Source organism: Pseudomonas sp. AC193, from assembly GCF_979258075.1.
The window spans coordinates 1,806,207-1,831,880 of record NZ_OZ409832.1; the positions used below are offsets into that span (position 1 = coordinate 1,806,207).

Here is a 25,674-nt window from a genome sequence, read left to right on the forward strand (position 1 = left end):
TTGGCGCCTGTCAGGGCAGGGTATTGGCGGACACTGAGGGGGACTTCTGCGGACAGTCCGTCAAGCCTGTGCTAACTTCCTTCGACATAACCGGTTACAAAAATAACAATCAAGCCTGATCCGGAATGTCTCGCCGCCATGAACATGAAAGTTGTCGATCCGACCTACGAACTGGCGCTAGTGTCGCCGTTCCTCCTGCAAACCCTCGCCGAAGTCGCGCAGAACAAGGGCGTCGAGCCCGAGAGCCTGTGCCGTGGCCTGGGTTTTACCCTTGAAGACCTGCAGGATCCGGCGCAGCGGATTTCCTATCGCCAGGCTGTGGCGATGATTCAGCGCGCGTTAAAAGTGCTGCCCAATCAGGGTCTCGGCTTATGGGTGGGCGCACAAAATGTGCTGGGCACGTTGGGCTTGCTCGGGCATGTGTTGTCGCTGTGCAAGACTTTGCGCGATGCGTTTGCCTTGGGCATTCGTCATCAGCACACGTCGGGCGGGATTGTGGTGTCGAGTGTCGATGTGGTTGGCGATCAGGTGCACCTTGATGCTGATTGTCGGTTGCCGTTCGCCGAAGTGCAGGTGTTCGCGGTCGAGGAGTTTTTTGCCAGTTTGCTGGTGTACGGCCGGGCGCTAGCCGGGGCTGATTTTGCGCCGATTGCGGTGGAGTTTGTGCATGCCGCGCCGGATTACCTCAGTGAATATCACCGACTGCTCGGGCCGAATGTGCGCTTCGGTTGCCTGCACAATCGCATGTTGATCGATGTGCGCTGGCTCGATGTGAACTTGCCCAATCACCATTCGCTGGCGCTGCGGCAGGCAGTGAAACTGCTGGAGCTGGAAGCGGCGCAGGTGCATCAGAAGCTTGATCTGATTCAGGCGGTGGAGCGGGCGATTGCGCGGGATTTGAGCAGCGGCAGTCATATCGAAAAGATTGCCGGCGATTTGAACATGAGCAGCCGCACCTTGCGCCGACGGTTGACCGAGCATGCGCTGACGTTTGAGGCGCTGCTGGAGCAAGTCCGGCAGGCGCGGACGATGAGTCTGCTGGCGAACCCGGACATGCCGATCGAGCGGATTACCGAAGAGGTGGGCTACAGCGATGTGCGCAGTTTTCGCCGGGCGTTCAAGCGCTGGACGGGGATGAGTCCGAGTGCGTGGCGCAATGACGCAAACCCTCACCCCAGCCCTCTCCCAGAGGGAGAGGGGGCCGACCGAGGTGTCTAGCTTCATACATCGACCTGAACGTTTCGCGTCGATTATGGATTCACAGCAGCACGTTCAAGTCGGCGTACCTCGCAAATATCCCCCATTCAGTTCCCTCTCCCTTTGGGAGAGGGCTAGGGTGAGGGGAAATGGCCGGCCGAGGTGTTTTGCGAGTTACATCGACCTGAACGTTTTGTGTCGATTATGGATTCCCAACCGCACATCCAAGTCGGCGTACCTCTCAAATATCCCCCATTCAGTTCCCTCTCCCTTTGGGAGAGGGCTAGGGTGAGGGCAAACGGCCGATCAAGGTGTCTTGCTTCATACATCGACCTGAACGTTTTGTGTCGATTATGGATTCCCAACCGCACATCCAAGTCGGCGTACCTCTCAAATATCCCCCATTCAGTTCCCTCTCCCTTTGGGAGAGGGCTAGGGTGAGGGGCTTCTGCCGCCATCCAAACCCACACAAATCCTCCGGCCACAGGTAAACTCCCGCGCACTTTCCAAGGAGTTCACATGAGTTACTACCAGCCGGGCATTCTCGCCACCCCTGTTCCTGCGCAAGCACGTCACCTGTTTTTCGCGCTTCAGTCAGTTGAAGCGCTGCCGCAGGCGATCGACAACCTGATGAATCTGGTGGACGGCAAGTCGGCGGTGGTCGGTTTCGGTGAATCCCTGGTCAAGGCCCTCAACGTCCAGATTGACGGCCTGCGCAGCTTCCCGGCGATGTCCGGCGTCGGCGTGGAAAACCCGTCGACCCAGCATGCGCTGTGGGTCTGGCTGCACGGCGTCGACCGTGGTGAATTGCTCAACCGTTGCAACACCCTTGAAGCCGCGCTGGCCCCGGCCCTGCGCCTGGTTGAGATGCAGGAAGCCTTCCGCCACAAGGACGGCCACGACCTGACCGGCTACGAAGACGGCACCGAAAACCCGCACGACGAAGCCGCCATCGCCGCCGCCCTGCAAAGCGCCGGCACTGACGGCATGGTCGGCGGCAGCTTCGCCGCAATCCAGCAGTGGCAGCACGATCTCAAGGGTTTCCACAAACTCTCCGCCGATGACAAAGACAACATCATGGGCCGTCGCCTCAGCGACAACGAAGAGATTGACGACGCGCCGATTTCGGCCCACGTCAAACGCACCGCGCAGGAAAGCTTCGCGCCGGAAGCGTTCGTCGTGCGCCGTTCGATGCCGTGGATTGAAGGCGATCGTGCGGGCCTGATGTTCCTCGCGTTCGGCTTCTCGCTGGATGCCTTCGAAGCACAACTGCGACGCATGAGCGGTCTGGAAGATGGCATCACCGACGGTCTGTATCGCATCAGCCGGCCGATCACTGGTGGCTACTACTGGTGCCCGCCGTTGAAGGATGGTCACCTCGATCTGCGCGCCTTGCGCATCGGCTAAAGGAATAACAATGAACGTGGTGCGTTGGGGCATGATCGGGTGCGGCAGCGTCGCTGAACGCAAGAGCGGGCCGGCCTTCTACAAAGCGCCCGGTTCTGCGCTGGTGGCGGTGATGGGCCGACGCCTTGAAGCGGTGGCTGACTACGCTGCGCGCCACGGCATCGCGCGGGTCTACACCGACGTCGATGCGCTGATCAACGATCCCGAGGTCGACGCGGTGTACATCGCCACGCCACCCGACAGCCACCATGCCTACAGCCTGAAAGTCGCTGCCGCCAGCAAACATTGCTGCGTGGAAAAACCCATGGCGCTGAACGCCGGGCAAAGCCGCGAGATGCAGCGGGCATTTGCCGACGCTGGTTTGCACCTGTTCGTTTCCTACTATCGCCGTTCGTTGCCGCGCTTTGCGCAGGTGCGGCAGTGGCTGGAGGAGGGGCGCATCGGTGAGGTTCGACATCTGAGCTGGACGCTGACGAAAGCGCCGTCGCCGGTTGATCTCGATGGCCGCGACAACTGGCGCACCGATCCTGCGGTAGCCGGTGGCGGTTATTTTGCCGATCTGGCCAGCCACGGTTTTGACCTGTTTCAGTATCTGCTCGGCGATATCGTTGAAGTGGCCGGATTCACGGCGCGACAGGCGGGTTTGTATGCGGCGGAAGATGCCGTCAGCGCCAGTTGGCGATTCGCCTCCGGGGCGTTGGGCATGGGCTGCTGGAGCTTTGTCGCGGATCGGCGCGAGGATCGTGTCGAGATCATCGGCAGCCTGGGGAGGATCAGTTTTTCGGTGTTTGATGAGCATCCCGTGCAACTGCATGCAGATGAAGTCGTCAGCCTGGAAATCCCCCATCACGAACACATCCAGTGGCATCACGTGCTGGGTATGAATGCGCATATTCGGGGTGATTCACAACACCCTGCAGTCGCCGAGCAAGCGCTCAAGACTGATTGGGTCATGGATCAGATCCTCAAACGTTAAGATCAAAAGATCGCAGCCTTCGGCAGCTCCTACAGGGGATCGCGGTCTCATGTAGGAGCTGCCGAAGGCTGCGATCTTTTGATTTTCAACACCGAATCTAAGGTTATGCCCAAACAATATTTCTAACCTTGTCATAACAACTCTAAGATCACGTCATAACTCGTTATAACAAGTGATCCCGCGATGACCGATAACGTTCTTTCCCTCAGTAGCGTTCCTCTGCACACCCAGCTACGCGACGTCCTCCGTGCGCGCATCCTCGACGGCGAATACCCGCAAGACAGCCAGATGCCCTCCGAAAGCGAACTCGGTGCGCTGTTCAAAGTCAGCCGCATCACCGTGCGTCAGGCGCTCGGCGATCTGCAAAAGGAAGGCCTGATCTTCAAGATCCACGGCAAAGGCACCTTCGTCGCCAAGCCGAAAACCTTTCAAAACGTCAGCAGCCTGCAAGGCCTCGCCGAGTCCATGACCGGGCGCGGTTACGAGGTGATCAACCGCCTGCGCAGCTTCAAATTCATCCCGGCCGACAAGCGTGTCGCCGAGCGTTTGCAGGTGGCCGAAGGCGAGATCGTCGCGCAGATCAAACGCGTGCGCCTGATCAATCGTGAGCCGATTTCGCTTGAAATCACCTACCTGCCCAAAGCCGTCGGCGAGCGGTTGGAGAAGGCTGATCTGGTCACCCGCGACATCTTTCTGATCCTCGAAAACGACTGTGGCATCGCCCTCGGTCACGCCGATCTGGCCATCGACGCAGTGCTGGCCGACAGCGACCTGACCCAGGCGCTGAACGTCGAGGCTGGCTCGCCGATCATGCGCATCGAACGTCTGACCCACGACGCACAGGGCCAGCCGCTGGACTTCGAACACCTTTACTATCGTGGCGATGCGTTCCAGTACCGCCTGCGGATCGATCGGCAAAAAGGGGAGCAGGCATGACCCGCAACGTTCTCGAACAGGAATACGACATCGTCGTCATCGGCGGCGGCACTGCCGGGCCGATGGCCGCCATCAAGGCCAAAGAAAAGAACCGCGACTTGCGCGTGTTGCTGGTCGACAAGGCCAACGTCAAACGCAGCGGCGCGATCAGCATGGGCATGGACGGCCTGAACAACGCGATCATCCCCGGCCACTCGACGCCGGAGCAGTACACCAAGGAAATCACCATCGCCAATGACGGCATCGTCAACCAAGCTGCGGTGTACGCCTACGCGACGCACAGCTTCGAAACCATCGAGCAACTCGACCGCTGGGGCGTGAAGTTCGAGAAGGACGAAACCGGCGATTACGCAGTGAAAAAAGTCCATCACATGGGCGCCTACGTGCTGCCGATGCCGGAAGGGCACGACATCAAAAAAGTCCTCTATCGCCAGTTGAAACGTGCACGAGTGAGCATCACCAATCGCCTCGTCTGCACGCGGTTGCTGACCGACGAGGAGGGCACCGTCAACGGGGTGATGGGCTTCGACTGCCGCACCGCCGACTTTCATGTGATCAAAGCCAAAGCGGTGATCCTCGCCTGCGGCGCTGCCGGGCGACTCGGCCTGCCATCGTCGGGCTACCTGATGGGCACCTACGAAAACCCGACCAATGCCGGCGACGGCTACGCGATGGCCTATCACGCCGGCGCCGAACTGGCCAACCTCGAGTGCTTCCAGATCAACCCGCTGATCAAGGATTACAACGGCCCGGCCTGCGCTTACGTCACCGGCCCGCTGGGCGGCTACACCGCCAACAACAAGGGCGAACGCTTCATCGAGTGCGACTACTGGAGCGGGCAGATGATGTGGGAGTTTCATCAGGAACTGGAGAGTGGCAACGGCCCGGTGTTCCTCAAACTCGATCACCTGGCCGAAGAAACCATCCAGAACATCGAGGAAATCCTCCACAGCAACGAGCGCCCGAGTCGCGGCCAGTTTCACGCCAATCGCGGCACTGATTACCGCACGCAAATGGTTGAAATGCACATCTCCGAAATCGGTTTTTGCAGTGGTCACTCGGCGTCTGGCGTGTGGGTCAACGAACGCGCGGAAACCTCGGTGAAAGGCTTGTACTCGGCGGGTGACATGGCGGCCGTGCCACACAACTACATGCTTGGCGCCTTCACCTACGGCTGGTTTGCCGGGCACAACGCTGCGGATTTTGTCGCCGGGCGCGAGTTTTCTGCGCTGGATGCCGAGCAGATCGAGAAAGAAAAAGCCCGGGTCTACGCGCCGCTGGATCGCGAACACGGTCTGCCGCCGGCGCAGGTCGAATACAAGCTGCGGCGCTTCGTCAACGATTACCTGCAACCGCCGAAAGTGACCAAGAAAATGCAGATCGGCTTGCAACGCTTCAGCGACATTGAGCGCGATCTTGAGCAGATGAAAGCCAACAACGCCCACGAACTGATGCGCGCCATGGAAACCAGCGTGATTCGCGACTGCGCCGAAATGGCTGCGCGCGCCTCGTTGTTCCGAGCGGAAAGTCGTTGGGGTCTGTATCACTATCGTGTCGATCACCCGCAGCGCAACGACAGCGAGTGGTTCTGCCATTGCCACTTGAAGAAGGGCGATGACGGTCAGATGACCAGTTTCAAGAAAGCCGTCGAGCCTTACATCATCCCGCTCGATGCCGAAGAAATGCAGGCCTACGACCGTTTGCGGGTCGGCGCCTTTGCCGCTTGATGCACACCTGAAAGAGAGTCCGAACCATGGCCTATCAAGCTCAAGAAATCTTCTTCCGCTCCAACGCCCCCGTCACCGTCGATGAGGACAAATGCATCGCCGAAAAGGGCTGCACCGTGTGTGTGGATGTCTGCCCGATGGACTTGCTGGCGATTAATCCGGCGACGCAGAAGGCCTACATGGCGTTCGATGAATGTTGGTACTGCATGCCGTGCGAGAAGGATTGCCCGACGGGTGCCGTCAAGGTCGACATCCCCTATCTCCTGCGTTGAAACCCGATCCCTGTAGGAGTGAGCCTGCTCGCGATAGCGGTGTGTCAGCCAGCACATCTAAATCTGACCCACCGCTATCGCGAGCAGGCTCACTCCTACAGTAGATCTACGACACCCCAAAGCCATCCGGTGAACCCCGGACGCTGAATTGAAAAACACCCCTCGTTTCCCACCGCGCCCTGATCGCGGCGGAGACGAACTCAAATAAATGATTCGAGGGGAAACAACCATGTTGCGTGCAGCAATCGCCGGTCTGGTACTGGCTTCGTTCACCTTGTCGGCCTCGGCTGAAACCATCCGCATCGCCATCGGCACCCAGGACACCACCATCAACTGCGCCGCCGGCGGGTTGTTGATTCGTGAACTCGGACTGCTCGACAAATACCTGCCCCACGACGGCACTTACAAAGACGCCAAGTACGACGTGCAGTGGAAGAACTTCACCAGCGGCGCACCGCTGACCAACGAGATGGTCGCCGGCAAACTCGACTTCGGCGCCATGGCCGATTTCCCCGGTGCGTTCAACGGCGTGGCGTTTGAAACCGCCGGCAAGCACAGCCTGTTTATCAGCGTGCTGTCGGGCAGCATCAAGGGCAGCGGCAACGGCATTGTCGTGCCGAGCGCATCGGGTGTGCAGTCGCTGAGCGAGCTCAAGGGCAAGACCATTTCCGTGCCGTTCGCTTCCACCGCGCACGGCATGTTGCTGCGTGCCGTCGCGGCGCAGGGCTGGGATCCACTGAAAGATGTGAACATCATCGCCCAGCCGCCGGAAGTCGCCGGCTCCGCGTTGCAGGCCGGCAAAATCGACGCTCACGCTGATTTTGTGCCGTTCGCCGAACTGTTCCCGAGCCGGGGTTTCGCGCGCAAGATTTATGACGGCGCCCAGGCCAATGCGCCGACGTTCCATGGTGCGCTGGTGGATCAGGCGTATGCGAAGAAGTACCCGGAAGTCGTCGTCGCTTATCTGCGTGCGAGCATCGAGGCCAATCAGTTGCTCACCACTGAGCCTGAGAAGTACAGCGAGCTGATCGCCAAAGTCACCGGCGTCGATGCTGAGGTGAACTACCTGTTCCACGGCCCGCTTGGTGTGCAGACCCGCGACCTGAGCTGGAAGCCGGAATATCGTCAGGCGGTGGGTACGGCGATCGATACGCTGAAGCTGCTGAAGAAGGCCGATCGCGGGCTCGATCTGAACAACTTCATTGACGATCAATATATTCGTGCGGCGTTCAAAGCGTCGGGTCTGGATTACACGGCGCAGCTGGCGGATTACGCGCAGACGCCGTTGAAGAGCACGGATGCGGTAACGGGAGAAGCAATCACTGACGTTAGCCATGTCGCCGAAATCTGGGTGCGCGGTGAGGACAAAGTGCGCCAATACGCCTCGGCGGAAGAGGCGTTTACTGCGCTGGCGGCGTTGAAGCAAGAAGGTAAAAACGTTCGGGCGGTGTATGCGCAGGCCAGTGATAGCGGGATCAAGTTGTTGGCTGAGCAGGCGTGGTTTGCCAGTGATGCCAAGGGGCGCTTGAGCGCCTTCCTGCTCAAAGGCCAGGCTCAGCAATTTGCCTCGGCGCAGGGCGGCAAAGTCTTTGACTTCACCGATGCCACCACCCAAGCCGTTGCCTCGCGTTGATGAAGATCAAGAGCCCCTCACCCTAGCCCTCTCCCGGAGGGAGAGGGGACTGATCGAGGTGTTTGGGCGAAGTACGCCGACTTGAAATACCGAGTCGAACTCGGGTTTTGAAAAGCTCGGAGATCGGCTCCCTTTCCCCCTCGCCCCCCTGGGGGAGAGGGCTGGGGTGAGGGGGTAAATATCAGCCACACCACAGCTCCACAACCGGAAACCCGATCCATGAAATCACCCACCCTACGCTGGACATCCAGAGCCGCATCACTGCTGCTCTGCCTACTGTTCTGGCAACTCGCCGCCAGCCACCACTGGAACCTCGGCCTCGTCACCTTCGCCAACGTGCCGACACCCATCGCGGTGATCGAAGCCGCGCTGGGCCTCGGCGACTCCGGCAAGCTCCTGCAACACCTAACCGCCAGCCTCAGCCGCGTCTTCGCCGGCTACCTCGCGGCACTGGTGATCGGCATCGCCCTGGGCCTCGCCATCGGCCGTTCAAAATGGGCCGAAGACTTGCTGCTGCCACCGCTGGAAGTCCTGCGCCCAATCCCCGCCGTCGCCTGGATTCCGCTGGCGATTCTGATGTTCCCGTCCTCCGAATTGTCGATGGTCTTCATCACCTTCACCGGCGCGTTGTTCCCGATCCTGCTGAACACCGTGCACGGCGTCGAAGGCGTCGACCCGCGCTTGATCGCCTCAGCAAAAAGCCTCGGGGCAGGGCGCTCGGCGATCCTGCTGGAAGTGATCCTGCCCGGCGCTGCGCCAAGCATCATCACCGGTTTGGCGATCGGCATGGGCACTTCATGGTTCTGCCTGGTCACGGCGGAAATGATCTCCGGCCAGTTCGGCATCGGGTATTACACCTGGGAGTCCTACACCATTCAGAACTACGCCGACATCGTCGTCGGCATGCTGCTGATCGGCGTCTTGGGCATGGGCAGCAGTCTGCTGATCAAACGTCTGGGCGGGTTGTTCACGCCTTGGCATCGACCGCGAGGAAAAGCCTGATGAGCGTCATGCAAACCCCGGAAGGGCGGATCGACATTCGCCAATTGTCCATCGTCCTCGGCGAAGGTCGCGAAGCCTTTGAAGCGGTGCAAGGCCTCGATTGCCAGATCGAGCCCGGCCAGTTCGTGTGCATTCTCGGCCCGTCCGGTTGCGGCAAATCGACGTTGCTCGGTGCATTGGCCGGGCATTTGAGCGCTCACGCCGGCAGCCTGAAAGTCGATGGCGGTGAAGTGTCTGGCCCGTCACCGCAGCGCGGCATGGTGTTCCAGCATCACACGCTGTTCCCGTGGCGTACGGTGCGCGACAACGTCGCTTTCGGCCTGAAGATGCGCGGCATTGGCAAAGCTGAACGGCATCGCGCCGCCGACGACATTCTCAAACTGGTCGGCCTCGAAGGCTTCGCCGAGCGCTGGCCCGATCAGCTCTCTGGCGGCATGCAGCAACGCGTGGAAATCGCCCGTGTGCTGGTCAATCGCCCGCGCCTGTTGCTGATGGACGAGCCATTCGGCGCGCTGGATGCGCTGACCCGGCTGAACATGCAAGAGCTGTTGCTGGACATCTGGACGCGCATCCGCACCACCGTGGTGTTCGTCACCCATGACATCGACGAGGCGCTATTTCTTGCCGACCGCTTGCTGGTGATGAGCGCACGGCCGGGGCGAATCATAGAAGATTTGCGCCTCGACTTTGCCCGACCGCGCACCAGCGAGCTGGTCACCAGCCCTGAATTCTCGCGCCTCAAACGCCACTGCCTCGACCTGCTGCGCCACGACGACCGACCGCTGCCGCGCCTCAACCCGCTCGGTCTGCCTCCCGAAAACCCTTTGCCGCGATTTGCCCTATGACCTCTATTTTTGCTGTGACCGATAACGTTGACATCCTCGCCCTGCAACCGCGTCTGACCGCTGAAGACGCCGGGGTACGGCGCATTGCCCTGATTGATCTGGCCGATCTTGAAGAGCCGGATGGCCTGCTCTGGCTGGTTGATCGCTTGGGCCAGGACCCCGCCGAAGAAGTCCGGGCTGAAGCCGCGCGATTGCTGGAAGCCTGGGAAGATGAAGACGTCGTGCAAGCCTTGTGCGAGGCGTTGACTGATCCCGCGCCCTCGGTGCAATCCGCTGCCGCGCAGAGTTTGAGCCTGCTCAAAACCGAAGCGGCGGGGCGGGTGATTCTGCCGTGGACTGATCACGCTGATGTAAGCGTTCGTATTGCGGCGTTCCGTGCATTGCGTGAACTGCGATTCGCCGATGCCGCACCCGCTGCGCTCTCGGCGCTGAACGATGCCGATGCCAGCGTTCGTCGTGAAGCGGTAGGCGTACTCGGCTGGCTCAAGCAACTCGACGCGTTACCGGCATTAGCAAGATTGGCCAGCGACGATCCCGACACCGAAGTGCGCCGCGCCGCTACCGGTGCATTGGGCCTCGCCTCCAGCGCTGAAGTTCTGCCAGCACTGCGTCAGGCCTTGCAGGACAACGCCTGGCAAGTGCGCGAAGAAGCCGCGACCACGTTGGGCAAGATCGGCCACATTGACGCGGGCTCAGCACTGGTTGACGCCTTGAGCGATGACTATTGGCAGGTACGTTTGCGTGCCACGCGCAGCCTCGGTCGCCTGCGTTTCGCTCCGGCGCTGGACGCATTAATCGAAACCCTCGGCCATCGCATTAGCAACCTGCGCAAAGAAGCCGCACTGGCCTTGGGTGAACTGAATGATCGCGGTGCCGTCGCCGCGTTGCAGGCCGCGCAGGATGACGGCGACCCGGAAGTGCGCAAAGCCGTGCGCATCGCCTTGAGTCAGCTGCAATGAACCCGTTGTCCGTCGGTAATTCACAAAGTGAACGAACGCTGCGCCTGAACTGGCCGGACGGCCGCGAACAGCAACTCAACCACGCCGAACTGCGCCGCCAGTGCCCGTGTTCGCAATGCCGCGCGTTTCGCCTCAAAGGCATGGTGCCGCTGGTAGATGACCGAGTGCGCCTGATCGAGCTAAACCCCCAAGGCTACGGCGTGCAACTGGTGTTCAGCGACGGCCACCAACGCGGCATCTACCCGTGGGCCTATCTGGCAAACCTATGACAATCCCTGTAGGAGCTGCCGAAGGCTGCGATCTTTTGATCCTGTTTTTTATAATCAAGATCAAAAGATCGCAGCCTTCGGCAGCTCCTACATTGATCATTGCCAATCAGCAATCAGCAATCAGCAATCAGCAATCAGCAATCAGCAATCAGCAATCAGCCAGTCGGGTTATTGCGCGGCTGTCATTGAGGGCCGGCAGCCGTGGAAAATATCCAGCCCCGGTTGATACAGCGACGTCTTCACTTCAAACAACCCGAGCACCGAATGAAACAGGTTGTCGTGGCTCAAACCGGCTTCCCCGGTCTTGCCCTGCAGGCAACCGCGATCAATCCCTTCATTGGCCAGTGTGTGATCACCAAACCACATCACCATCGGCACATGCGTCTGCGCTTCCGGCGCCAATGCATACGGCGCCGCATGCAAATACAGCCCGTTCTCACCCAGTGATTCGCCGTGATCGGACACGTAAATCATTGATGTATCCAGCGTCGCCTGATTGCGCTTGAGCAACTCGATCACCTTGGCGAGGAAATGGTCGGTATACAGAATCGTGTTGTCGTAGACATTCACCAGTTCATCGCGACTGCAACTGCCCAACTGATTGGTGTGGCAGATCGGTTTAAAGCGCTCCAGCGCTTGCGGATAGCGCTCGTAGTATTCCGGGCCGTGGCTGCCGTCGGCGTGCAGGACGATGATCGCGTGGCCCTTGAGGCTGTCGATGTAGCTTTGCAAGTCCTGCAGCAATGCTTCGTCGAGGCAGTTATTGCCGTCGCAGAACGGCCCCGGTTGATTCTTCGCGATGTCGCGATGCGGCACGCGCAGGCAGGTGCCTTTGCAATCGCTGTTGTTGTCTAGCCACAACACTTGCACGCCAACCCGTTGAAGAATGTCGAGCAGGCCTTCGTAGGTCTTGCCTTTCTTGTCGCTGTAATCCTCACGCGGGAACATCGAGAACATGCACGGCACCGACACCGCCGTCGACGTACCGCAGGAATGCACTTGAGTGAAGTTGAGAATATCGAGTTTGCTCAGCTCTGGATTGGTCTCGCGTTCATAACCGTTCAGCGAGAAATGATCGGCCCGGGCGGTTTCGCCGACCACAAACACCATCAGCGATTTTTTCTCGCGGCTGGCCGCTTTGGCGTTCATCACCGCGTCTTCGCCGATGGCCTGCACCACGAAGTGCTTTTTGATGCCCAGGCGTTGCTTGGTGTATTTGCTGATTGCGTAGATGTAGTTGGTCGGGTTGATGAAGTGGGTGAGCTTGTCTTCTTCGCGAAAGATCGGCGCGTAAGTCGAATAGAACGTGCCCACCGATGCGGCGATTACCAGCACGCAACCGACGATCACCAGAACCTTGTTGAGCAACCCGCGAAAGAACGGCCGATAACTCACCGGCCAACGCCAGATCAACACCGCCGGCAGTACGCCGAGCAGCAGCACATAGGTCAACAATTTGCCGTTGAACAGCGCGGTGGCTTCGGACGGGTTGGTTTCGAAGACGTTCTGGATCATCACCGTGTCGATGGTGATCCCGTATTCATTCATGAAATACGCGGCGCAGGCCGAGAGCAGGGCGACCACGGTGAGCGCCGGTTTCAGCGTCCAGCGGAACGACACCAACGTCAGCAGCAGGGTGATGGCTGCCCACAAAAACAGCCCGAATGAGGCGAGAAACGCCAGTTTGTGCGCGCCTTGCAGGGTGATCAGCGTGCCCAGCGCCTTCCAGGTCGCCAGGTTGTACAGCGCGACCAGTGCCAAGGAAAACAACAGCACCAGTCGGGTAGAAGTGATGGACGGTAAACGCAGTCCGTTGCCCAAAGCCATTCGCATTTTTCCTCTACTCAAATAGAAAACACACACGGTTGCGCGTGTAACTGTAGAAGAACAATAGTAAAAATTCCGTAAACATCCTGTAACAAGTCAAACGCAAGCCCTGTAGGAGCTGCCGCAGGCTGCGATCTTTTGATCCTGTTTTTAAAGATGCAGATCAAAAGATCGCAGCCTGCGGCAGCTCCTACAGGGGGTCGATTTGTCAGAAGGATTTGCTTAGGCTGGCAACCACGGTCGCGGTGCAGACGTCTTTGAAGCCCCAGTTGCTCAGGCATTGGCTCTGTGAGAGGTCGGTATCGATATAGCTCAGGCCCAGCACTACACCCGCCAGATTGTGGGTGAGTTTCACCTCCCATTCGCGGTACGAGTCTTCAGCGCTGCCGGACGCCGAATACAAATACGGATCCTTGAAATCCATATTGCCGTAACGCAGCTTCAATCCCGAGTCGTACGGCAACTCGGTTTCGTAACCGATGTAGGTGTACAGCGAGTTCTGCTTGCTATCGATCCCCGGCGCGTCGTTGGAGTAATACGCCGCCAGTTTCACCCCGTACACGCCGAGAATTCCGTAGACCTCACCTTGGTTGAACTGGCTTTCCTTGGGGTAGGCGTACTTGATGTAGCCCAGATCGAGGCTGACCGCTTCGGTCGCTTGCCACAGCCAACCTGCGTAGTAATCGACTTCCTGACGGGTTTTCAGACCGCCGCCGAAATCGACGTTCGAACTCCACGCGCCGAGGTACAGACCGCTGCTGTGGGCAAGGGTCAGACCGGCCTGCACGGCAGGGTCATTCTGGGTTTGCGAGATGCCACGGGTGCGGTAGTCGCTGGCTAAAGTGAGATCCACCAACACAGCAAAGTCATCGTTCAAAGGGATCGCAAAGCTGCTCAAGGGCAGCACGCTCAAGAAACTCAGGGCGAAAAGGGGCAAGGCTTTCATGTGAAGTCCCGATGTTGTGATTATTGTTGGGGCAGTACGAAAAATGCGGGTGGCAATGCGATCCCTGCCACCCACACAAATCCTGTGGGAGCGGGCTTGCTCGCGAAGAGGCCAGTCTATTCAACATCTTCATTGACTGAACCACCGCTTTCGCGAGCAAGCCCGCTCCCACAAGGGGAACAGTGTTGTTATTTTTCGGCGGTGTAGACCTGACGGCCGCCAAACCAGGTCTGCAACACCTGGGTGTCATGCAGGGCTTTGTTGTCGACGCTGAACACGTCGCGATCGAGGACGATAAAGTCCGCCTGCTTGCCCGGCGTCAGCGAGCCGATCTGTTTCTCCAGGCCAATCGTGCGCGCCGCATTGACGGTGTAGGCGTAGAACATGGTGTCGCGATCCAGACGCTCGTCAGCATTGAGCACGCCCAATGGGCCGACGCGGGTGATCGCTTGCGCCATGGCGTTGAACGGGTTCGGCGTCGACACTGGCCAGTCACTGGCGCCGGCAATTGTCGCGCCTTGTTTCAGCAGCGAATGCGCCGGGTACTGATAGCGAAAGGCGAGGGCGCTGACGTAGGGCTTGATCATGTCGGTGGTGTAGTCGTCGGCGCTGGCCCACAGCAACTGCATCGAGGCGATGACGTTGAGCGGTTTGAAACGGGCGAACTCTTTCGGGTTGACCATTTGCAGGTGAGTGATCGAGTGAGTTACGCCGCTCTGGCGATCCTTGCGTGCCTGGGCGATGCCGTTCAGCGATTCACGCACCGCGCGGTCGCCGATCGCGTGGATGTGTACCAGCCAGCCGCGTTTGTCGATGGCGCTGACCAGTTCGCCGAAGTGCTGCGGGTCGATCAGCAGTTCGCCCTGTTTGTGCGAGTTGCTATACGGATCGATCATCGCCGCGCTTTGCGCCGGGAATTCGATCACGCCATCGGCGAAGATCTTGATGCCGGGCAGGGTCAGGTTGGGAATGCCCCGAAATTGCTGGCGCACCTTATCCAGCGTATCGAGATCGGCGGGCACGCTTTTCGGATTGGCCACCAGCAGCGCCGCGACGTGCACACTCATGTCGCCGCTTTCCGACAACGCTTTATAAGCCGGCAGCACGCCGACGGTTTTCTCGGTGGGTTTGAGCGCGAACACCGCTTCGCCCGGTGCGGCGTTGGCGGCCGGATCCATCCACGCGGTGATGCCGAGGCTGTTGTTGTAGCGCACCGCTGATTTCGCGGCCTTCAACATGTCGGCGGGGCTTGGCACCGGCATTTTCGAGGCGACCCGATCCCAACCGGCATCGACCACAAAACCGTTCGGCTCGCCGCTGGCCAATTTGCCGATGGTGTCTTTTTCCGCGTCGGGCAGGGTTTTCAGCAGGGCCGCGTCAATCCCGGCACGCTTGAGCATCACATCGTTGGCCCACGCCGTGTGGTGGTCGCTGCCGATAAACACCACCGGCACATCGGCCCATTCGCCGCTGTTGAAGGTTTTGCCCAAGGCCTCTGCCTGCGCCCAATAAACCGAACTCATGCCGGCAATGCTCAGCACGTCGCCGTGTTTCGCCTTGCCGTCTGCACGCCAGTCGCGCAGACGCTTTTGCAGTTCGTCGAGCTCAACGACTTCGTCTTCCATGTTCGCCGAAGTCATTTCCAATCCACCGAAAATTGCGTGGGAATGGCTGTCGATCAGCCCGGGCATCAACGCTTTGCCCTTGAGGTCGATGACTTGAGTGCCGGGTTCGATCAGGGCTTTGATTTGCGCATCGGTACCGACCTTCAGCACTTTACCGTTCTCTACGGCGAGGGCCTGCACCTTGGGTTGCGCGCGGTCGGCGGTGAAAATCTTGCCGTTGAGCAGGATCAGATCAGGGGCGGCCATGGCTTCCATCGAGGCAAAACTTACAGCGACTACCAACAGACTCGGGATGAATCTTTTCATTGAAGATTTCCTTGTTATTGCGTCTGATGGCGAGATTAGTGGCTGTCAGCGGCTGACAGAACTCCTCCCTCACGAAAAACGTTTTTGCCTGAATGGAAAAAGCATGGACAAGTTGGGCGCATTAAAGATGTTCGTGGTCACCGCGCAGCTCGGCAGTTTCAGCCGCGCCGCCGAGCAGTTGGGCAAGACCCCGTCGGCGCTGACCAAAGCGGTCAATCATCTGGAGTCGGAGCTGGGCGCGCGGCTGTTCGAGCGCAGCACGCGGCGGATTCTGCTCACGGAAATCGGCCGGGTGTACCTGGAAACCGCGCGGCTGGTGTTGCAGCGGCTCGACGAGGCCAGCGAGGAAATCGAGCAGTTGCAGCACGGCTTGCGCGGTAGCCTGAAAATCACCGCGCCGCTGGCCTATGGGCGGGCGTTTCTCGATCAAGTGTGTGACGGCTTTTTGCAGCAATACCCGCAAATCAGCCTGCAGGTGGATCTGTGCGATGCATTCGTCAATTTGCTGGAAAGTGGTTATGACCTGGCGTTGCGCGAGGGCCACGATGATTTGCCGGGGCTGATTGCGCGGGTGGTCGGCAGCAATCGTCTGGCGCTGTGCGGCAGCCCGGAATACTTGGCGCGCAAGGGTTTGCCGGTGAATCCGCAGACCCTTGAACAGCATGAATGGCTGCTTTATCAGCATCCGTTGCTTAGCCGCGAATTCTGGTGGGCCGAGCGTGATGGCCAGCGTTTGAGTCTGGCGCAACCCACCGCGCCGTTGTTGCGCAGTGATAATTACGATTTGTTGCTGGCCAGTGCGTTGGCCGGACGAGGATTGCTGCACACGCCGCTGTGGAGCGCCGCGCCGTACATTGCCGACGGGCGACTGGTGCGGGTAATGGCTGATTACGAAATCGATCCCGACACCTTTGGCCCGCACATTCTGGCGGTGTACCCGAGTCATCGGCGGGCCACGGCCAAGGTTGTCGCCTTCATTGATTACATCGCCGAATTCCTAGCCGAACGTGGCCTGAGCTGATTGATCGTTCCCACGCTCTGCGTGGGAATGCCTCTGGGGACGCTCTGCGTCCAGTGACGCGGAGCGTCACGGGCTGCATTCCCACGCGGAGCGTGGGAACGATCAAAGATCAAAAGATCGCAGCCTTCGGCAGCTCCTACATGGATTTCCGGGGATCCGGACTGGCGGCGCTTGTCAGGAAAAGGCCAAAAGAGTACAAATGTACTCCATGACAAACCTCACTCCCCGCCGTACCGCCATCCTGACCTTTATCCGCGATCGAATCGCCGAACACGGTCAGCCCCCAAGCCTCGCTGAAATCAGTGAGGCTTTTGGTTTTGCCTCGCGCAGCGTGGCGCGCAAGCACGTGCTCGCGCTCACTGAAGCCGGTTTTATCGAGGTCAATCCCAATCAGGCCCGGGGCATTCGTTTGCTCGGTCAGCCACCGCGCCCCGAACTGCTCGACATTCCCGTGCTCGGCCGCGTCGCTGCCGGTGCGCCGATTGGCGCCGATGCCGAGATCCATAGCCGCTTGATGCTCGACCCGGCGCTGTTCTCGCGCACACCCGATTACATGCTGCGGGTGCAAGGCGATTCGATGATCGAGGATGGCATTCTCGACGGTGATCTGGTTGGCGTGCGACGTAATCCCGAAGCGCTCAACGGCCAGATTGTCGTGGCGCGCCTCGACGGTGAAGTCACCATCAAACGCTTCGAACGGGTTGGCGATGAAGTGCGGCTGTTGCCGCGCAACCCGGCGTATCGGCCGATTGTCGTGCGTGACGATCAGGATCTGGCCATCGAAGGGGTGTTCTGCGGTCTGGTGAGGCAAGGCTGATGGGCGCCGTCGTTGCGTTGGATACGCTGTTCAATGGCGGCCAGGTCTGGAAGGGCCGGCCTGCGCCACCAGCGGCCAGCCCGCAACCGACCGGACATGCAGCGCTGGACGCGGCACTGCCCAGCGGTGGCTGGCCGGAAGCGGCGTTGAGTGAAATCCTCTTGGCCGGCCCCGGTGTCGGCGAACTGCAACTGGTCTGGCCGACGCTGGCGCGATTGTCGGCGGCGGGTGAGCGTATTGTGCTGGTGGCGCCGCCGTTCGTGCCGTACCCGCAGGCATGGGAAAGCGCCGGGGTCGATTTGCGCCAGTTGTCAGTGATTCAGGCCAGTGAGCGCGATGCCTTGTGGGCGGCGGAACAGTGTTTGCGTTCAGGCAGTTGCGGCGCGGTGCTGTGTTGGCCGCACAAGGCCGATGATCGTGCGTTGCGGCGTTTGCAGGTGGCGGCGGAAACCGGTCAGACCCTCGCATTCGCTTGGCGTCCATTGAGCGAAGCGGTCAACCCGTCACCGGCGGCGTTGCGCATCGCCATCGACGCCAAACCCGCACAATTGCGCGTGCTCAAGTGCCGTGGCGGCTTGGCGCGTACGACGCCGATTGCCTTTGCCGTGGGTCATTGAGGTCAGCATGCGCTGGGTCTGTATTCTTTTTCCGCAATTGGCCTTGGACGCGGTGCTGCGTCAGCGCGCTGATCCGGATGAACCGTTAGTGCTGCTCAGCGGCCCGGCTCAGCGGCGAGTGCTGCAAGCAGTCAACCCGGCAGCGCGCAAACTTGGCTTGCGTGCCGGACAGTCGATGACCGCCGCTCAGGCGATGAGCAAAGGTTTTGCTACCGCCGATTACGAGGCCGCCGAAGTCGAACACTGGCAGCAGTTTCTCGCGGCGTGGGCTTACGGTTTCAGCGCGCAGGTCAGCGTGCATTACCCGCGCACCGTGGTGTTCGAGATCGAGTCCAGCCTGGGTCTGTTTGGTTCCTGGGCGCAGTTAGAAGCGCGTTTGCGCAAGGAACTGACCGCGTTGGGTTTCCGCCATCGCATCGTTGCCGCCCCCAATCCAGTGGCGGCGCGGGTGCTGGCCAATGCTTACGACGGTTTAGTGGTGCCCGACGGCGAAGCTTTGCAGCATCACCTAGGCCAGTTGCCGGTTGACCGCGTCGGTCTGGAACCGGGCGTGGCCACGGCGTTGTCGCGCATGGGCCTGCGCAACCTCAGTCAGGTGCAGAGCCTGCCGCGTCAGGCACTGGCGCGGCGTTTCGAAGCGCAGATGCTCAAACACCTCGACACCTTGTTCGGTGCACGACCACTGGCGCTGGAGTTTTACCTGCCGCCGGATCGTTTTGACGTGCGCATCGAACTCAACTTCGACGTGCAATCGCATCAGGCCTTGTTGTTCCCGTTACGGCGTTTGACCGGTGATCTGTCGGCGTTCCTTTGTGGGCGTGACAGCGGCGTGCAGCGTTTTGATCTGCATCTGGAACATGCCGGGCTGCCGGACACCGTAATCAAAGTCGGCCTGCTCAGCGCCGAACGTGATCCGGCGATGCTTTTCGAACTGGCCCGTGGGCGGCTGGAACAAGTGCAGGTTGAGGCGCCGGTGCGCGGCTTTCGTCTGCGCGCCGAAGATCTGCCGAGTTTCGTCCCGCAGTTTCAGGAGCTGTTCGATGACCGCCCGCAGCAGACGCTGCCGTGGGAGCAGTTGCGCGAACGCCTGCGTGCGCGTCTGGGTGATGACGCGGTGCAGGGTTTGCGCTTTCAGGCTGATCATCGACCGGAGTGCGCCTGGCAGCACGGCGTCGATAAACAGCGCTGCGCCGTGTTGCCCGGCGTGCACCGTCCGGGCTGGTTGCTCGGTGAGCCGCAGAGTGTGCCGCAAGGTTCGGCGCGGATTCTCATGGGCCCGGAACGCATCGAATCGGGCTGGTGGGACGGTGACGATGTACGCCGCGATTATTACCTGATCCAGAACCGCGCCGGTCAGCAAGGCTGGGCGTATCGCGCGGTGGGTGAGGGCGGGCCGTTGTGGCTGCAAGGCTGGTTCGCATGAATGACGGCTATGCCGAATTGCACTGCCTGTCGAACTTCAGTTTCCAGCGCGGTGCCTCCAGTGCCCTTGAGCTGTTTCAACGGGCAAAAAAACACGGCTATCAGGCGCTGGCGATCACCGATGAATGCACGCTGGCCGGGATCGTCCGGGCCTGGCAAGCGGCGAAGTCGGTTGAGCTGCCGCTGATTATCGGCAGTGAAGTGCGCATCGAAAACGGCCCGAAACTGGTGTTGTTGGTGGAGAGTCTCGCCGGTTATCAGTCGCTGTGCGGCTTGATTACCCGTGCCCGGCGGCGCACCCAGAAAGGTCAGTATCAGATACTGCGCGAAGATTTCAGCGAGCCGCCACCGGGGTTGCTGGTGTTGTGGGTGCCGGACTCGCTGGATGACGTGGAAGAGGGCCGCTGGCTGAAGCAGACGTTCGGCGAGCGCCTGTGGCTGGCGGTGCAATTGCATCGTGGCCAGGACGATCAGCAGCGTTTGGCGAGGTTGTTGAGTCTGGCCGGCGAACTGCAGATTCCCGCCGTGGCCAGCGGTGATGTACACATGCACGCCCGTGGTCGGCGCGCCCTGCAGGACACCATGACTGCGATTCGTCATCACGTGCCGGTGGCCGAGGCCGGGTTGCGCCTGCATCCCAATGGCGAGCGGCATTTGCGCAGTGTCGAGGTGGTGCGCGAACTGTATCCGCCAGCACTGCTGGACGCGTCGGTGACTCTGGCCCGGCGCTGCACTTTCGACCTCGGTGAACTGCGTTATCAGTACCCGAAAGAGTTGGTGCCGGAGGGGCACAGCGCCAGTTCCTGGTTGCGCCAACTGACGAAAGAGGGCATCGCCTGGCGTTGGAAGAAGGGCGCGCCCTTCAAGGTGTTGCGGCAGATCAACAAGGAATTGCAGCTGATCGCCGAGCTCGGCTACGAAAGCTACTTCCTCACCGTGCATGACGTGGTGCGCTTTGCCCGCGAGCAAAAAATCCTCTGTCAGGGCCGTGGCTCGGCGGCCAACTCGGCGGTGTGTTTTGCCTTGGGCATCACCGAGATTAATCCGGATCACACCACGCTGCTGTTCGAGCGATTCATGTCAAAAGAGCGCAACGAGCCGCCAGACATCGACGTCGACTTCGAGCACGAACGCCGCGAAGAAGTCCTGCAATACGTGTTTCGCCGTTATGGCCGTCATCGTGCGGCGCTGACGGCGGTGGTCAGCACCTATCACGCGGCCGGTGCCGTACGCGACGTGGCCAAGGCCTTGGGCCTGCCACCGGATCAGATCAACGCGCTGGCCGATTGTTGCGGCCACTGGAGCGACGAAACGCCACCGCTGGAGCGTTTGCTTGAGGGCGGCTTCGACCCTGACAGCCCGGTGCTACGGCGGGTATTGAGCCTGACCGGCCAATTGATCGGTTTCCCCCGGCACCTGTCGCAGCACCCCGGCGGGTTCGTGATTTCCGAGCAACCGCTGAGCATGCTGGTGCCGGTCGAAAATGCGGCGATGGCCGACCGCACGATCATTCAGTGGGACAAGGACGACCTCGACGCGGTCGGCCTGCTCAAAGTGGATATTCTTGCCCTCGGCATGCTCAGTGCGATTCGCCGCTGCTTCGACCTGCTGCGCAGGCATCGCAATCAGGATTTGAGCCTGGCGACGATTCCTTCCGAAGACAAACCGACTTACGAGATGATCAGCCGCGCCGACACCATCGGCGTGTTCCAGATCGAATCGCGGGCGCAGATGTCGATGCTGCCGCGCCTGAAACCGGCGACGTTTTACGACTTGGTGATTGAGGTCGCCATCGTCCGGCCGGGGCCGATTCAGGGCGGCATGGTGCACCCGTACCTGCGCCGCCGGAACAAGGAAGAAGAGGAAACCTACCCGTCGCCAGAACTCAAGGTCGTTCTGGAAAGAACCCTGGGCGTGCCGCTGTTTCAGGAACAGGTGATGCAGATCGCCATCGTCGCCGCCGATTACAGCCCCGGTGAGGCGGATCAGTTGCGCCGTTCGATGGCCGCGTGGAAACGTCACGGGGGACTCGAACCGCACAAGGAACGACTGGCCGCCGGGATGAAGAAAAACGGCTATACACCTGAGTTCGCTGCGCAGATCTTCGAGCAAATCAAAGGCTTCGGCAGCTACGGTTTCCCTGAGTCCCACGCCGCCAGTTTTGCCTTACTGACCTACGCCAGTTGCTGGCTCAAGTGTCACGAACCGGCGGCGTTCGCTTGTGCGCTGATCAACAGTTGGCCGATGGGTTTTTACAGCCCCGATCAAATCCTGCAAGACGCACGCCGGCATCATTTACAGATTCGCCCGGTCGATGTGCGCGCCAGTGATTGGGATTGCAGCCTGGAACCGATTGCCGGGGCACAACCGGCGATCCGCATGGGCCTGCGCATGATCAAGGGCTTTCGCGAAGACGATGCCCGGCGCATTGAAGCTGCACGCTCGCGCGGAGTATTTGCCGACATCGCCGACCTCGGCGAACGGGCCGCGCTCGACAGTCGGGCGCAGGCGTTGTTGGCGGATTCCGGCGCGTTGCGCGGCCTGGCTGGGCACCGGCATCGAGCACGTTGGGAAGTCGCCGGGGTGCAGAAACAACTGGGATTATTTGCCGGCTTGCCGAGCCAGGAAGAGCCTGATGTAGTGCTGCCCAAGCCGAGCGTCGGTGAGGATTTGCACGCGGACTACACAACGATTGGCACCACGCTGGGCCCGCATCCACTGGCGCTGTTGCGCAGTGAATTGAAGGCACTGCGCTGCCGCAGTTCGCAGGAGTTGCTCGATGTCGAGCATGGCCGGCCGGTGAGCGTTGCCGGACTGGTCACCGGGCGGCAACGACCGGGTACCGCCAGTGGCGTGACCTTCGTAACCCTCGAAGATGAATTCGGCAACGTCAACGTGGTGGTCTGGCGCGACTTGGCTGAGCGTCAGCGGCAGGTGCTGGTCGGTTCGCAACTGCTCAAGGTGGATGGCCGCTGGGAGCGCCAAGGCGAAGTACGCCATTTGATTGCCGGACGCCTGAGCGACCTCAGCCCACTGCTCAACGGCATCCGTGTGCAAAGCCGCGATTTCCACTAATACGCTGCCCCCTTGTGGGAGCGGGCTTGCTCGCAAAAAAGGTCTGTCATTCAAAAAATTTGGTGTCTGGTAAACCGCTTTCGCGAGCAAGCCCGCTCCCACAGTTGATTTTGTGTATGGCCAAATCAGCCATTTCGTTGGCGTCAAAAATATCTGTTCGCAATGATGGCACTTTGTCATAATGCCGCCCCTTTCAAGCTCCCACCCCACGTCGCCGTGCCGGGACACACCGTTTTTCAAGAAGGAATACGCAGTGAGAATGATCTCCCGGATGTTGGTCTCAGGCGTTGCCATTGCCGTGCTCGGCACGTTGGCCGGCACTCTTGCCGGTTGCGCCACGGAAAGCTCGCGCGCGTTGCCAGTGGCCAAGGTTGAAAGCGCCTCTCAAGTCTGGACTGGCGTTCGTGTGCCGATGGCCGTGGGCAAGTTCGACAACCGCTCCAGCTACATGCGCGGGATCTTCTCCGATGGCGTCGATCGTCTCGGCGGCCAGGCCAAAACCATCCTGATCACCCACTTGCAGCAGACCAACCGCTTCAGCGTGCTGGATCGCGACAACATGGGCGAGATCCAGCAGGAAGCGGCGATCAAGGGCCAGGCCCAGCGCTTGAAGGGTGCTGATTACGTGGTCACCGGTGACGTTACCGAGTTCGGCCGCAAAGAGATCGGCGATCACCAGCTGTTCGGCATTCTTGGCCGTGGCAAAACCCAGATTGCGTACGCCAAGGTCAACCTGAATATCGTCAACATCAGCACTTCCGAAGTGGTGTACTCGACGCAAGGCGCCGGCGAGTACGCCTTGTCCAACCGCGAAATCGTCGGCTTTGGCGGCACCGCAGCCTACGACTCCACCCTCAACGGCAAAGTACTGGACCTGGCCATGCGCGAGGCGATCAATCGTCTGGTCGATGGCATGAACGCCGGTGCCTGGAAGCCGGGCAACTGATCGACGCCCATTGATTGCAAGGAGCAACACCCATGAATTCGACGTTGTCGCGCGCGCTGATGGCGCTGACGCTGGCCGCCAGTGCCTTGCTGGCCGGTTGTGCCGGCCCGAAAACCCTGTACCAGTGGGAAGATTACCAACCGCAGGTCTACGAATACTTCAAAGGCGAAGAGCCGAAAGAAGCGCAGGCCGAAGTGCTCGAACGTGACCTGCAAAAGATTCGCTCCACCGGCAAAGCCGTGCCGCCGGGTTACCACGCCCACCTTGGCTTGCTCTACCTGAGCATGGGCAAGGACGATCAGATGGTGCAGCAGTTCAACACCGAGAAAGCGCTGTTCCCCGAGTCCGGCCCGTACATGGATTTTCTGCTTAAAAACGCCAAGACCGGAGACGCCAAATGATCTCGCGTACCCTGAAGTTACTCGCCGCTGGTTTGGCCCTGACAGTACTCGGCGGCTGCGTAGCGCCAAAAACCGTGGACTATTCGGCGTACAAACAGGCACGCCCGAAGACCATTCTGGTGCTGCCGCCGCTGAACACTTCGCCGGATGTGAAGGCCTCTTACAGTCTGCTGTCGCAAGTGACGTTCCCGCTGGCCGAGGCCGGTTACTACGTGTTGCCGATTGCGCTGGTGGATGAAACTTTCCGCCAGAACGGCTTGACCACCCCAGACGATATCCATCAGGCACCGCCGAACAAACTGAAGGAAATCTTCGGTGCGGACGCGGCGCTGTATATCACCGTGACCGAGTACGGCACGCGTTATCTGGTGATCAGCAGTGAAACCGCCGTGACCGCGACGGCGAAACTGGTGGATCTGAAAAGCGGCACCACGCTGTGGACCGGTTCGGCGCGGGCGTCGAGTGAAGAGGGCGGCAACAACGGTGGCGGCGGTTTGATCGGCATGCTGATCACCGCAGCGGTGAAGCAGATCATCAACAGTTCGACCGATGCCGGTTACCCGATTGCCGGTGTGGCGAGCAATCGTCTGCTCTCGGCTGGTCAGCACGCAGGTTTGCTGTACGGCCCGCGCTCGCCGAAATACGGCACTGACTAAGAAGCAACATAAATCCTTGTGGGAGCGGGCTTGCTCGCGAAGGCGGTCTGTCATTCAACGATTATTTGTCTGATACACCGCTTTCGCGAGCAAGCCCGCTCCCACAGGGAAAGGTGTTTCTCTGTTGGTTTATTTGGCGGCTGGCCAAAACCGTTCGCCACCGCCCGGTGTTTCCGTCCACGCTTGCAACGAGCGGGTCGGCAGGTCGAAATAATCACGGGTGCGCGCATAACCATGGCCGCCCATGCGCCCAATCGCATCCAGCCCCAATTGATCGATGTACAAGGTTTTCGGATCGATCAGTTCATCGCGCACATGCGCCATCAACACTTCACCGAAAATGATCTCCCGCGACTGACCGATGTTCAGCGCCATCATCCGCCGGCACTCCAGCGCCACCGGCGCCTCACCAATGCGTGGGCATTTCACCGTGGTGCCGGGAATCGCCGTCAGGCCTGCAGCGGTCAACTCATCGAAACCCGGAGCAAACGGCACGGCACACACGTTCATGGCCTCCACCAACGCATCGCTGACGATGTTCACGGTGAATTCCTGATTCAGCTGAATATTGCGCGTGGTGTCTTTCGGGCTCTGATCGCCATAGTTCTCCACGCCCAGCGCCAGAATCGGCGGATCCGCCGACAGTGCATTGAAGAAGCTGAACGGCGCGGCATTGATCCGGCCCTCGCCATCGATGGTGGTCACCAGCGCAATCGGCCGAGGCACGACGCTGCCAATGAGAATCTTGTATTTTTCCCGTGGGCTGAGCTGGCTGAAATCGAAACTGTGCAT

23 protein-coding genes are annotated in these 25,674 nt (G+C 60.2%); 19 read left to right on the plus strand and 4 right to left on the minus strand.

Translation table 11 applies throughout. From position 1 onward, the window contains the following. Window positions 1-138 precede the first annotated feature (138 nt). The 11 genes from ACZZ0D_RS08390 (at window position 139) to ACZZ0D_RS08440 (ending at window position 11,223) form a co-directional block, all read left to right on the plus strand. Window positions 139-1,218: an AraC family transcriptional regulator gene (locus ACZZ0D_RS08390; RefSeq protein WP_463552909.1), complete on the plus strand. Its 1,080-nt coding sequence runs from the start codon at window positions 139-141 to the stop codon at window positions 1,216-1,218. A 498-nt stretch (window positions 1,219-1,716) separates the two neighbouring features. Continuing rightward, window positions 1,717-2,604: a Dyp-type peroxidase gene (locus ACZZ0D_RS08395; RefSeq protein WP_463552911.1), complete on the plus strand. Its 888-nt coding sequence runs from the start codon at window positions 1,717-1,719 to the stop codon at window positions 2,602-2,604. 10 nt (window positions 2,605-2,614) lie between these two features. Further along, entirely contained in the window at window positions 2,615-3,580 is a 966-nt protein-coding gene (locus ACZZ0D_RS08400) for a Gfo/Idh/MocA family protein (RefSeq protein ID WP_463552912.1), read from the plus strand. 183 nt (window positions 3,581-3,763) lie between these two features. Next, window positions 3,764-4,516, plus strand: coding sequence for a GntR family transcriptional regulator (locus ACZZ0D_RS08405; protein WP_016774450.1), 753 nt, complete (start codon window positions 3,764-3,766; stop codon window positions 4,514-4,516). Next, window positions 4,513-6,243: a fumarate reductase/succinate dehydrogenase flavoprotein subunit gene (locus ACZZ0D_RS08410; protein WP_122600338.1), complete on the plus strand. Its 1,731-nt coding sequence runs from the start codon at window positions 4,513-4,515 to the stop codon at window positions 6,241-6,243. Before ACZZ0D_RS08405 ends, ACZZ0D_RS08410 begins: the two co-directional genes overlap by 4 nt. Before the next feature lie 26 nt (window positions 6,244-6,269). Further along, a complete protein-coding gene (locus ACZZ0D_RS08415; RefSeq protein ID WP_003225615.1) occupies window positions 6,270-6,515 on the plus strand; it encodes a 4Fe-4S dicluster domain-containing protein in 246 nt (81 codons plus the stop codon). 229 nt (window positions 6,516-6,744) lie between these two features. Beyond that, window positions 6,745-8,148, plus strand: coding sequence for an ABC transporter substrate-binding protein (locus ACZZ0D_RS08420; RefSeq protein ID WP_463552913.1), 1,404 nt, complete (start codon window positions 6,745-6,747; stop codon window positions 8,146-8,148). 219 nt (window positions 8,149-8,367) lie between these two features. After that, entirely contained in the window at window positions 8,368-9,150 is a 783-nt protein-coding gene (locus ACZZ0D_RS08425) for an ABC transporter permease (RefSeq protein WP_463552914.1), read from the plus strand. Then, on the plus strand, window positions 9,150-9,995 hold the full coding sequence (locus ACZZ0D_RS08430) for an ABC transporter ATP-binding protein (protein WP_463552915.1): 846 nt from the start codon (window positions 9,150-9,152) through the stop codon (window positions 9,993-9,995). Before ACZZ0D_RS08425 ends, ACZZ0D_RS08430 begins: the two co-directional genes overlap by 1 nt. Then, a complete protein-coding gene (locus ACZZ0D_RS08435) occupies window positions 9,992-10,954 on the plus strand; it encodes a HEAT repeat domain-containing protein (protein ID WP_463552916.1) in 963 nt (320 codons plus the stop codon). The genes ACZZ0D_RS08430 and ACZZ0D_RS08435 overlap by 4 nt, the downstream gene beginning before the upstream one ends. Further along, entirely contained in the window at window positions 10,951-11,223 is a 273-nt protein-coding gene (locus ACZZ0D_RS08440) for a DUF971 domain-containing protein (RefSeq protein WP_463552917.1), read from the plus strand. Before ACZZ0D_RS08435 ends, ACZZ0D_RS08440 begins: the two co-directional genes overlap by 4 nt. Window positions 11,224-11,391: 168 nt before the next feature. Here the strand turns inward: ACZZ0D_RS08440 and ACZZ0D_RS08445 are convergent, their stop codons facing one another. The 3 genes from ACZZ0D_RS08445 to ACZZ0D_RS08455 form a co-directional block, all read right to left on the minus strand. Next, window positions 11,392-13,050 (minus strand): phosphoethanolamine transferase, encoded by a 1,659-nt coding sequence (locus ACZZ0D_RS08445; RefSeq protein ID WP_463552918.1) that lies wholly within the window; start codon window positions 13,048-13,050, stop codon window positions 11,392-11,394. A gap of 208 nt (window positions 13,051-13,258) precedes the next feature. Then, a complete protein-coding gene (locus tag ACZZ0D_RS08450) occupies window positions 13,259-13,996 on the minus strand; it encodes a TorF family putative porin (RefSeq protein ID WP_463552919.1) in 738 nt (245 codons plus the stop codon). 188 nt (window positions 13,997-14,184) lie between these two features. After that, entirely contained in the window at window positions 14,185-15,927 is a 1,743-nt protein-coding gene (locus ACZZ0D_RS08455; protein WP_463552920.1) for an amidohydrolase, read from the minus strand. A 103-nt stretch (window positions 15,928-16,030) separates the two neighbouring features. On the opposite strand from ACZZ0D_RS08455, the gene ACZZ0D_RS08460 reads away from it, so the two are divergent. The 8 genes from ACZZ0D_RS08460 (at window position 16,031) to ACZZ0D_RS08495 (ending at window position 24,882) form a co-directional block, all read left to right on the plus strand. Then, window positions 16,031-16,948, plus strand: a complete 918-nt coding sequence (locus ACZZ0D_RS08460) for a LysR family transcriptional regulator (RefSeq protein ID WP_053120915.1) — start codon at window positions 16,031-16,033, stop codon at window positions 16,946-16,948. A gap of 199 nt (window positions 16,949-17,147) precedes the next feature. Further along, window positions 17,148-17,765, plus strand: coding sequence for a transcriptional repressor LexA (lexA, locus tag ACZZ0D_RS08465; RefSeq protein ID WP_282358780.1), 618 nt, complete (start codon window positions 17,148-17,150; stop codon window positions 17,763-17,765). Then, window positions 17,765-18,382, plus strand: a complete 618-nt coding sequence (gene imuA, locus ACZZ0D_RS08470; protein ID WP_400749627.1) for a translesion DNA synthesis-associated protein ImuA — start codon at window positions 17,765-17,767, stop codon at window positions 18,380-18,382. The genes lexA and imuA overlap by 1 nt, the downstream gene beginning before the upstream one ends. 7 nt (window positions 18,383-18,389) lie before the next feature. Beyond that, window positions 18,390-19,805, plus strand: a complete 1,416-nt coding sequence (locus ACZZ0D_RS08475; RefSeq protein ID WP_463552921.1) for a Y-family DNA polymerase — start codon at window positions 18,390-18,392, stop codon at window positions 19,803-19,805. Then, window positions 19,781-22,879, plus strand: coding sequence for an error-prone DNA polymerase (locus ACZZ0D_RS08480; RefSeq protein ID WP_463552922.1), 3,099 nt, complete (start codon window positions 19,781-19,783; stop codon window positions 22,877-22,879). Before ACZZ0D_RS08475 ends, ACZZ0D_RS08480 begins: the two co-directional genes overlap by 25 nt. Window positions 22,880-23,138: 259 nt before the next feature. Then, the gene (locus ACZZ0D_RS08485) at window positions 23,139-23,825 is read left to right on the plus strand and encodes a CsgG/HfaB family protein (RefSeq protein ID WP_172680119.1); all 687 of its coding nucleotides are present in this window, start codon (window positions 23,139-23,141) and stop codon (window positions 23,823-23,825) included. Window positions 23,826-23,857: 32 nt separating this feature from the next. Continuing rightward, the gene (locus ACZZ0D_RS08490) at window positions 23,858-24,226 is read left to right on the plus strand and encodes a DUF4810 domain-containing protein (protein WP_463552923.1); all 369 of its coding nucleotides are present in this window, start codon (window positions 23,858-23,860) and stop codon (window positions 24,224-24,226) included. Continuing rightward, window positions 24,223-24,882 carry a DUF799 domain-containing protein gene (locus tag ACZZ0D_RS08495; RefSeq protein WP_053120902.1) on the plus strand — a complete coding sequence of 220 codons (660 nt, stop codon included), beginning with the start codon at window positions 24,223-24,225 and terminating at the stop codon, window positions 24,880-24,882. The genes ACZZ0D_RS08490 and ACZZ0D_RS08495 overlap by 4 nt, the downstream gene beginning before the upstream one ends. A gap of 129 nt (window positions 24,883-25,011) precedes the next feature. Here the strand turns inward: ACZZ0D_RS08495 and ACZZ0D_RS08500 are convergent, their stop codons facing one another. Then, window positions 25,012-25,674 (minus strand): flavin reductase family protein, encoded by a 663-nt coding sequence (locus tag ACZZ0D_RS08500; RefSeq protein WP_463552924.1) that lies wholly within the window; start codon window positions 25,672-25,674, stop codon window positions 25,012-25,014.

What these genes read in the sequence shown, in the direction of transcription:
- ACZZ0D_RS08390 (WP_463552909.1), top strand. Translation starts at nt 139, where the DNA reads ATGAACATGAAAGTTGTCGATCCGACCTACGAACTGGCGCTAGTGTCG.
- ACZZ0D_RS08395 (WP_463552911.1), top strand. Translation starts at nt 1,717, where the DNA reads ATGAGTTACTACCAGCCGGGCATTCTCGCCACCCCTGTTCCTGCGCAA.
- ACZZ0D_RS08400 (WP_463552912.1), top strand. Translation starts at nt 2,615, where the DNA reads ATGAACGTGGTGCGTTGGGGCATGATCGGGTGCGGCAGCGTCGCTGAA.
- ACZZ0D_RS08405 (WP_016774450.1), top strand. Translation starts at nt 3,764, where the DNA reads ATGACCGATAACGTTCTTTCCCTCAGTAGCGTTCCTCTGCACACCCAG.
- ACZZ0D_RS08410 (WP_122600338.1), top strand. Translation starts at nt 4,513, where the DNA reads ATGACCCGCAACGTTCTCGAACAGGAATACGACATCGTCGTCATCGGC.
- ACZZ0D_RS08415 (WP_003225615.1), top strand. Translation starts at nt 6,270, where the DNA reads ATGGCCTATCAAGCTCAAGAAATCTTCTTCCGCTCCAACGCCCCCGTC.
- ACZZ0D_RS08420 (WP_463552913.1), top strand. Translation starts at nt 6,745, where the DNA reads ATGTTGCGTGCAGCAATCGCCGGTCTGGTACTGGCTTCGTTCACCTTG.
- ACZZ0D_RS08425 (WP_463552914.1), top strand. Translation starts at nt 8,368, where the DNA reads ATGAAATCACCCACCCTACGCTGGACATCCAGAGCCGCATCACTGCTG.
- ACZZ0D_RS08430 (WP_463552915.1), top strand. Translation starts at nt 9,150, where the DNA reads ATGAGCGTCATGCAAACCCCGGAAGGGCGGATCGACATTCGCCAATTG.
- ACZZ0D_RS08435 (WP_463552916.1), top strand. Translation starts at nt 9,992, where the DNA reads ATGACCTCTATTTTTGCTGTGACCGATAACGTTGACATCCTCGCCCTG.
- ACZZ0D_RS08440 (WP_463552917.1), top strand. Translation starts at nt 10,951, where the DNA reads ATGAACCCGTTGTCCGTCGGTAATTCACAAAGTGAACGAACGCTGCGC.
- ACZZ0D_RS08445 (WP_463552918.1), bottom strand. Translation starts at nt 13,050, where the DNA reads ATGGCTTTGGGCAACGGACTGCGTTTACCGTCCATCACTTCTACCCGA.
- ACZZ0D_RS08450 (WP_463552919.1), bottom strand. Translation starts at nt 13,996, where the DNA reads ATGAAAGCCTTGCCCCTTTTCGCCCTGAGTTTCTTGAGCGTGCTGCCC.
- ACZZ0D_RS08455 (WP_463552920.1), bottom strand. Translation starts at nt 15,927, where the DNA reads ATGAAAAGATTCATCCCGAGTCTGTTGGTAGTCGCTGTAAGTTTTGCC.
- ACZZ0D_RS08460 (WP_053120915.1), top strand. Translation starts at nt 16,031, where the DNA reads ATGGACAAGTTGGGCGCATTAAAGATGTTCGTGGTCACCGCGCAGCTC.
- lexA (WP_282358780.1), top strand. Translation starts at nt 17,148, where the DNA reads ATGTACTCCATGACAAACCTCACTCCCCGCCGTACCGCCATCCTGACC.
- imuA (WP_400749627.1), top strand. Translation starts at nt 17,765, where the DNA reads ATGGGCGCCGTCGTTGCGTTGGATACGCTGTTCAATGGCGGCCAGGTC.
- ACZZ0D_RS08475 (WP_463552921.1), top strand. Translation starts at nt 18,390, where the DNA reads ATGCGCTGGGTCTGTATTCTTTTTCCGCAATTGGCCTTGGACGCGGTG.
- ACZZ0D_RS08485 (WP_172680119.1), top strand. Translation starts at nt 23,139, where the DNA reads ATGATCTCCCGGATGTTGGTCTCAGGCGTTGCCATTGCCGTGCTCGGC.
- ACZZ0D_RS08490 (WP_463552923.1), top strand. Translation starts at nt 23,858, where the DNA reads ATGAATTCGACGTTGTCGCGCGCGCTGATGGCGCTGACGCTGGCCGCC.
- ACZZ0D_RS08495 (WP_053120902.1), top strand. Translation starts at nt 24,223, where the DNA reads ATGATCTCGCGTACCCTGAAGTTACTCGCCGCTGGTTTGGCCCTGACA.
- ACZZ0D_RS08500 (WP_463552924.1), bottom strand. Translation starts at nt 25,674, where the DNA reads ATGCACAGTTTCGATTTCAGCCAGCTCAGCCCACGGGAAAAATACAAG.